We start from the raw sequence: 7,520 nt of genomic DNA on the forward strand, positions 1-7,520 counted from the left end.
CCTACACGCACTACAGCGAGAGCGACAACCTGGTCGCGCGGCTGCTGCTGCCGAACATGGCCTGCAGCACCTCGGAGGAGAAGGTGGCGGCGTACGCCGCGGCCCTGCGAGGGCTGATGGAGCTCGAGCGGGATCCGGAGCGGCAGTTGAAGTACATCGACCTCGTCGACATCTACGGGGCGCTGAATGATAATGAAGCGGCGCTATATGCGCAGCGGTATCCGCAGGAGAGCGAGCAGATGAGCGGGTTTGCACAGCGGTTTCGGGAAGAAGGCCTGAAGCAGGGCCTGCAGCAGGGGGAGGCGGCAGTGCTGCTGCGCCAGATCGAGCGCAAGTTCGGCGCCGCTACGGCCGAGGCCTACCGTGAGCGGGTGGAACAGGCCGATAGCGACACTCTTCTGGAGTGGTCCGAGCGTATTCTCACCGCAGAGGATCCGGAGGCGGTGTTTCACTGATTGCGGATTCGGTAGGCGGGACGCGTGGCTGGGCGGTTCCGCACGTAACGTATTAACGTAGGGCGGATTAGGCGAAGCCGTAATCCGCCGTCGATACAATGGCGCCGCAGGCGCGCAACCCAGGCTGTGTCTGCGCGCCCTTGGCGCGGTTTATTTGACGGTGCATTACGCTATCGCTAATGCACCCTACACCCTTCGATTGACGCCGGTGCCATGGCATGTGCCCACACCCCTTGATTGCCGCGGTGCCATGGGGTGGCTGCTAACCGTGGCATGGGTCATTCTTCGACACGGTCTACGTGAATCAGCACGCCTAGAAGGGGATGATCAATATAGTGTAATTCCCCACGGCGCATGCGGCGATGCGCGCGCATGACGACCACCGGTTCCATTTCCTCGAGCCAGAACTCTCGCATGCCGTCTCGCTGGGCCGGCGGCTCAGGTTGTGGATTCAGCCAGCGCAAATCCGTGTGCACGTGCAGATAGCGGTCCTGGGAGACGCGAATCCAGCCCGAGAGGCCTTCCGGCGGTCGTGTATCAAGGCTGGGCACCGCCGCGATCTCCTCCGTATCCTCGTTCAGCAGTTCGCCATTGGCGTGAACTTCATCATTGGCGTCATCGCCATTGTCATTCTCGTCGTCATTGTCGGCGCCATTCTCGGCATCAGTCTCGTCGTCGTCTTCATCATCGTCGAGCTCTTCACGGGTGTCGGCCTCCAGCGGTAGCCGCACCGCCGCCGATTCATTGCGATCGAGCCCTGGCTGAATCCAGGCGGTGTGAACAAGAACCTGGTATGCGTTGGAATTGTCCAGCCGCCGCGCGGTCCCGCGGAGGCCCAGGTCGTCGTCGGCCAGCAGCCGGTATAGATCATCATCCGGGGTGTCCACGTTCTCCCGCAGTTCCGCGTAGCGCGCAAAGGCAGCCGGCTCGGGATGGGTCGGCCAGCGCTCCGGACTCTCGGAGCCAATGTCTTCCTGCTGGAAGATAATGATCTCCACCCGGTAGAGGTTATCGTCCGCCCATACCTGGGCGCAGCCGGCGACGCCGAGCAGGGTCAGGCCGGTTAGCCAGGCCGTTGGTCGCCAGCAGTGCGGCTTCATGGGAATGTCTCCAAACGATCTCTTTGACTAGGGAGTGTGCCCCGGGTCGGCAGAGGTTACCAGGGCGAGGTACAGGGCGTTGTTCATCATGGCGCTCAAGCGGCCTTGCGAATCCGCAGGCGGCCCAGGAGCTCTTCCATGACCGTAAAGCGATCTTCGTGCTCCGGCATCGGGTACTGTATGCGCAACCGGTGCTGCCCCTCCAGCCGGTAGCGGTTTGGCTGTTTCTGGATCAGCTCGACCAGCGTTGCCGGGTCGACCAGCGCCTCGTCGCCGAAGACCAGCATGCCGCTGTCGCTCCCGGCCTCCACGCGCGCGATTCCGAACGCCTCCGCCCGCAGTTTCAGGGCGGTAACCCGGAATAGGTTCTTCGCCTGTGCTGGCAGCAGCCCGAAGCGGTCGATCATCTCCACCTGCAAGTCCTTGAGGGCGGATTCCGTCCGGGCACTGGCGATGCGCTTGTATAGCACCAGGCGTGTATGCACGTCCGGCAGGTAGTCATCCGGAATCAGCGCGGGCAGCCGCAGATCCACCTCGGCGCCGTGATGGATGGGCTGCTCCAAAGCCGGTTCCTTGCCGCTCTTGAGGGCGTTGACGGCCCGCTCGAGCAAGTCGTTGTAGAGGCTGAAGCCGACTTCCGCCATCTGGCCGCTCTGCTCGCCCCCCAGCAGCTCCCCGGCACCGCGGATCTCCAGGTCATGGCTGGCCAGGGTGAAGCCGACGCCCAGGTCGTCGTGGGCGGCGATGGCGTCCAGCCGCTTGGCCGCATCGGGGGTTATTGCCCGGCGGGGCGGGGCGATGAGGTACGCGTAGGCCCGGTGATGAGACCGCCCGACGCGCCCGCGCAGCTGGTGCAGCTGTGCCAGGCCGAAGCGGTCGGCGCGGTTCATGATGATGGTGTTGGCGTTGGGGATATCGATGCCGGACTCGATAATGGTCGTGCACACCAGCACATTGTAGCGCTGGTGATAGAAATCGAGCATGACCCGCTCCAGCTCCCGCTCGGGCATTTGCCCGTGCGCCATGCCGACCCGTGCCTGGGGTACCAGCTCTTCCACATGCTCCGCGGTGCGCGCGATGGTGTCCACATCGTTGTGCAGAAAATACACCTGGCCGCCGCGCTTGATCTCGCGCAGGCACGCCTCCTGGATCAGCGTGTCGTTCCACTCATTGACGAAGGTCTTCACCGCCAGGCGCCGGGCCGGCGCCGTGGCGATAATGGACAGATCCCGCAGACCGGCCAGGGACATGTTCAGCGTGCGCGGGATGGGCGTGGCTGTCAGTGTCAGCAAATCCACCTCGGCACGCAGCTGCTTCAGCTTTTCTTTCTGACGTACGCCGAAGCGGTGCTCTTCGTCGACGATCACGAGCCCCAGGTTCTTCGCCTCGATGCGGCCCTGCAGCAGGCGGTGGGTGCCGATGACGATATCCAGCGTGCCGTCCGCCAGCGCCGCCTGGGTCTGCTTGGTCTCCTTGGCGTTGTTGAACCGGGACAGCACACCGACACGCACCGGCCAATCGGCGAACCGGTCACGGAAAGTCTGGAAGTGCTGCTGGGCGAGCAGCGTCGTCGGCACCAGCACCGCGACCTGGCGGCCGCTTTGCACGGCGACGAACGCGGCTCGCATGGCCACCTCGGTCTTGCCGAAGCCGACGTCCCCGCACACGACCCGATCCATGGGCTGGTCGGAGGCAAGGTCGGCGATCACGGCATCGATGGCATCCTGCTGATCGGGAGTCTCTTCGAAGGGAAAGGCCTCGGCAAAGCTCTCGTACTCTTCGGCGTCGCTGGTGAGCGACTGGCCCTTGCGCGCGGCGCGCTGCGCGTAGACATCCAGCAACTCGGCGGCGACGTCCCGTGCCTTCTCGGCGGCCTTGCGGCGCGCCTTCTCCCACTGCTCGCCGCCCAACTTGTGCAGCGGCGCCTGCGCCTCCTCGGCACCGGTGTACCGGCTGATCAGATGCAGCGAGGAGACGGGCACATAAAGCTTGTCGCCGCCCGCGTACTCCAGGGTCAGGAACTCGGTGGGGAAATCGCCCACCTCCAGACGCCGCAGCCCCTGGTAACGCCCCACACCGTGATCTTCATGCACAACTGGAGCACCAATGCTCAGATCATTGAGATCCTTTATAATAACTGAAGGGTCGCGTTCCTGCTGTCGGCGACGCCGGCGCTGCTGTGCGCGGTTGCCGAACAGGACTGCCTCAGGGATGACCGCAATCCCCGGGTCTTCCAGCAGCAGGCCTTCCTCCACAGCGGCGATGGTCATGGCGACACCATGCTCGCCGTCGATGAACTCCCGCCAGGATTCGACTGGCTTCGGGCGAATCCCGTGCCGGTGCAGCGCTTCCATGAGCGCCTCGCGATGGCCGGCGGTTTCGGCCACGAACAGGCAGCGCCCCTGGAACTCGGCCATGAAACGGTCCAGCAGAATACGGTCGGGCTCTTCCGTGCGTGCATGCAGGGTCAGCCCAGGCAGGCGCCGCGCCGCGTGGCGAACCCGGCCCGGCGCGGGCCCCCGGGCGCGTTCGTCGTCGCTCTCCTGATGCAGCCGAACGCCGGTCAGGGCATCCAGCTGCTCGCCCACGTGCTGTGGCTCCAGGAACAACCGCTCCGGCGGCAATAGCGGGCGATCCCGGTCGTGGCTGCGTTGCTCGTAGCGGTCGCGAATCTGCTGCCAGTAGCTTTCGACCGCGTCGGTGACCCCTGACTCGGCATAGAGCAGCGTGTCGCCGGGCAGGTAATCGAACAGCGTGGCAGTGTCGTCAAAAAACAGCGGCAGGTAATACTCGATGCCGTTGGGCATGACACCGTCGCTGACATCCCGATAGATGCGGCTGCGTGTCGGATCGCCCTCGAATGCGGCGCGAAACCCCTTGCGGAAGCGGGTCATCGCCGACTCGTCCACGGGGAACTCACGGCCGGGCAACAGGCGGACGTCCCGCACCCGGTCGACGGTGAGCTGTGTCTCCGGGTCGAAGGTGCGGATGGTGTCGATCTCGTCATCGAACAGGTCGATCCGGTAGGGCACCGCGCTGCCCATGGGGAACAGGTCCAGCAGGGCGCCGCGCACGGCGAATTCGCCGTGCTCCATCACCTCGGGCACGTTGCGGTAACCCGCCTGCTCCAGGCGGCTGCGCATGGCGTCCAGGTCCAGCCGGTCACCGATACGCACCACCAGCCCCGTGGCATCCAGAAAACTACGGGGCGCCAGCCGCTGAACCAGCGTTGGCACCGGGACGATCAGTACGCCGTGGTGGGTGTCCGGGAGGCTATAGAGGGTGGCCAGCCGCTGGGAGACGATGTCCTGATGCGGCGAGAACATGTCGTAGGGCAGTGTCTCCCAGTCCGGGAATGGAAGAATCGGCGTGTCGTCGCCGATATAAAACCGCAGCTCGGTCTCCAGGCGCTGGGCGTCCTGCGACGTGGCGGTGACGGCGAGCACCATGCCTTGGCGGCGGGTGAGTAGCCGGCTCAGTGCCAGGGGGCCGGCGCTGCCGGGCAGCCCGGTCCAGGTGACCTGCCGGCCGTCGCGCGGCATACCGGGATGCAGCGGGCTTTGCAGTTGATCATTCATGCGGTTGTCGTATCACGTACCAGTTGTCTGGGTGGCAGCCAGCGCCCGGCGGCGCTCGTAGGCCTCGCGCGCAATGCGCACGTCTTCCAGGAAAAAGGGCATCTCGTGCGGTGTCAGTGCTTGGGGGCCGTCCACCAGGGCGCGTTTCGGATCCGGGTGGAAGTCCACGAGGATCATGTTCGCCCCGGCAATCACGCCCTGGGCGGTCGCATGCATCATGTCCATGATGCCGTCGGGGCCCGCCGCGCGCGATCCCACGGAGTGCGATGGGTCAATGCCCACGGGCATACGGGTCAAGCGCTTCACCACGGGGACATGGGCGAAGTCCACGAAGTTCCGATGCGGGTCGCCCATATTGGTTTTCATGCCCCTCAGGCAGAACACCACATGGCTGTTGCCTTCGGTCGCCAGGTACTCGGCGGCATTCAGAGACTCCTCCAGCGTAATGCCGAACCCCCGCTTGAGCAGCACCGGGAAGCGGGTCTGGCGACCGACGAATTTGAGCAGCTCGAAGTTCTGGGTGTTGCGCGTGCCGATCTGCAGCATCACACCGGTGGGGTTGCCCGCGCCTTCGAGTGCCTGCTCGATCTCCTCGATTTGCCGGTCATGGGTGATTTCCATGGCGATGACGCGCACACCGTATTTGCCCGCCAGCTCGAAGACGTAGGGCAGGCACTCGCTGCCGTGGCCCTGGAACGAATAGGGGTTGGTACGGGGCTTATAGGCACCCATGCGCGCGCAGGTCTGGCCGTGCTCGGCGAGCGTCCGGAACATGGCTTCCACGCTCTGGGGGTTGTCCACGGCGCACAGGCCGGCGAACACGTGCAGGTTGTCCTGGCTGAACTCGACGCCGTTGTAAGAGAAGGCAGCCTCGCGCTCATCATCCCGGTGCCGGCCGATGATGCGGTAGGCATCGGAGACGCGGATGACGCGCTCGACGCCGGGCAGGCTCCCCATCTCCTCTTCCTGGAGGTTGGCCGTGTTGCCAATGAGGTAGATTTCGGTGAGCACGCGTTCGGTGCCGTGGACCTGATGCACCCGGTGCCTGATGCCTTCAAGCGCCTCCAGGTGGGCCATGAGCCGCCGATACGGTTCACTGGTTGCATCAATATTCGGTTCCAATATCAGGATCATGCGAGCATTTCCCTCATTCGTTTCGTGTTCCTGCTGCTCCGGCTGCTCAGTCCCGGTAGAGCCTGAGCAAATCGCGGTAGTGATCCACGCGCCGATCCCGCAGGAAGGGCCACATCCGCCGCACGGTCTCGCTGTGGCGAAGGTCGAGCCGGGCAAGCAGGACCTGATCGCTGTCGCTACTCGCCTGGGCGAGCATCTCGCCCTGGGGTCCGCAGGCAAAGCTCGACCCCCAGAACGTGGCGCCGGCCGATGGGTCGGTCGGGTCCGGCTCATACCCGTGGCGATTGCAAACGGCGACGGGCAGGGCGTTGGCCACGGCATGGGCGCGTTGGATCACTGTCCAGGCATCGCGTTGGCGCTCCCGCTCCGCGTGATCGTCCTCGCCCGCCCAGCCAATCGCCGACGGGTAGAGCAGCAGCTGCGCCCCGGCCAGACTCATCAGGCGCGCGGCCTCCGGGAACCACTGGTCCCAGCACACGAGCACGCCGAGGCGTCCGACGCTGGTATCCACCGGCTCGAAACCGGAATCCCCGGGCGTGAAATAGAACTTCTCGTAATATCCCGGATCATCGGGGATGTGCATCTTGCGGTAGCGCCCCGCCAGCCTGCCGTCGGTATCCAGCACCACGGCGGTGTTGTGGTGCAGCCCCGGCGCGCGGCGCTCGAACAATGAGCCGACGATGACCACACCCAGTTCCTCGGCGAGTTGTCCGAGCCACCAGGTGGTGGGGCCCGGTATGGGCTCGGCCAGGTCGAACACGGCGGGGTCTTCGTGTTGGCAGAAGTAGCGGGTGCGGTGCAGTTCCTGGAGCAACACGAGACGCGCGCCTCCAGCGGCCGCCTCCCGGATCCCCTGTTCGCTGCGCTGCAGGTTGCGATCCGGGTCGGTGCCGCAAGCGTGTTGCACCAGTGCGACGACAAGCTGCTCGCCGGACGCCATGCTGTCTCCGCAGGCTCGCTAAATCGGCCCGCATTGTAATCCATTTGCCTGGCGTGTGGCAGCGTTCCCCTACGCCGGCAGCAGTTCTAAATTATGGCGCTGAAGCCAGGGCCTCTCGGGCGTCGGCGCGCAGCGTAACCCGCCGTCGATGACATGGCGCCGCCGGCGCGCAACGCATGCTGCGCCTGTGCGCCCTTGGCGCGGTTTGTTTGATGGTGCATTACGCTATCGCTAATAGCACCCTACGCCCTTCGATCGGACCCGGAGCCATGGCGTAGCTTGACACGGTACCCGTAGGGCGGATTAGCGTAGC

Annotated in this window: 4 protein-coding genes and 1 pseudogene; 1 reads left to right on the forward strand and 4 read right to left on the reverse strand. The window is 65.0% G+C overall.

Features of this window, described 5'->3' with window-relative positions; translation table 11 throughout:
- A pseudogene (locus QZT63_RS11675) lies at positions 1-455 on the forward strand (hypothetical protein); the annotation flags it as partial.
- Positions 456-733: 278 nt separating this feature from the next.
- Here QZT63_RS11675 and QZT63_RS11680 read toward each other — a convergent pair.
- The 4 genes from QZT63_RS11680 to QZT63_RS11695 form a co-directional block, all read right to left on the reverse strand.
- Complete coding sequence (locus QZT63_RS11680; protein WP_290651391.1) at positions 734-1,555, reverse strand: CsiV family protein; 822 nt, start codon at positions 1,553-1,555, stop codon at positions 734-736.
- 95 nt (positions 1,556-1,650) lie between these two features.
- Complete coding sequence (gene mfd / locus QZT63_RS11685) at positions 1,651-5,133, reverse strand: transcription-repair coupling factor (protein WP_290651393.1); 3,483 nt, start codon at positions 5,131-5,133, stop codon at positions 1,651-1,653.
- Between the two features lie 12 nt (positions 5,134-5,145).
- Complete coding sequence (locus tag QZT63_RS11690; protein WP_290651395.1) at positions 5,146-6,267, reverse strand: 3-deoxy-7-phosphoheptulonate synthase; 1,122 nt, start codon at positions 6,265-6,267, stop codon at positions 5,146-5,148.
- A gap of 46 nt (positions 6,268-6,313) precedes the next feature.
- Complete coding sequence (locus QZT63_RS11695) at positions 6,314-7,207, reverse strand: carbon-nitrogen hydrolase (RefSeq protein ID WP_290651397.1); 894 nt, start codon at positions 7,205-7,207, stop codon at positions 6,314-6,316.
- Positions 7,208-7,520 lie beyond the last annotated feature (313 nt).

This window comes from Aquisalimonas sp. (genome assembly GCF_007120195.1).
In the GTDB taxonomy this organism is placed as follows: domain Bacteria; phylum Pseudomonadota; class Gammaproteobacteria; order Nitrococcales; family Aquisalimonadaceae; genus Aquisalimonas.

Excerpts from the sequence above, each read along its gene's own strand:
- QZT63_RS11680 (WP_290651391.1), bottom strand. The coding sequence starts at position 1,555 with ATGAAGCCGCACTGCTGGCGACCAACGGCCTGGCTAACCGGCCTGACC.
- mfd (WP_290651393.1), bottom strand. The coding sequence starts at position 5,133 with ATGAATGATCAACTGCAAAGCCCGCTGCATCCCGGTATGCCGCGCGAC.
- QZT63_RS11690 (WP_290651395.1), bottom strand. The coding sequence starts at position 6,267 with ATGATCCTGATATTGGAACCGAATATTGATGCAACCAGTGAACCGTAT.
- QZT63_RS11695 (WP_290651397.1), bottom strand. The coding sequence starts at position 7,207 with ATGGCGTCCGGCGAGCAGCTTGTCGTCGCACTGGTGCAACACGCTTGC.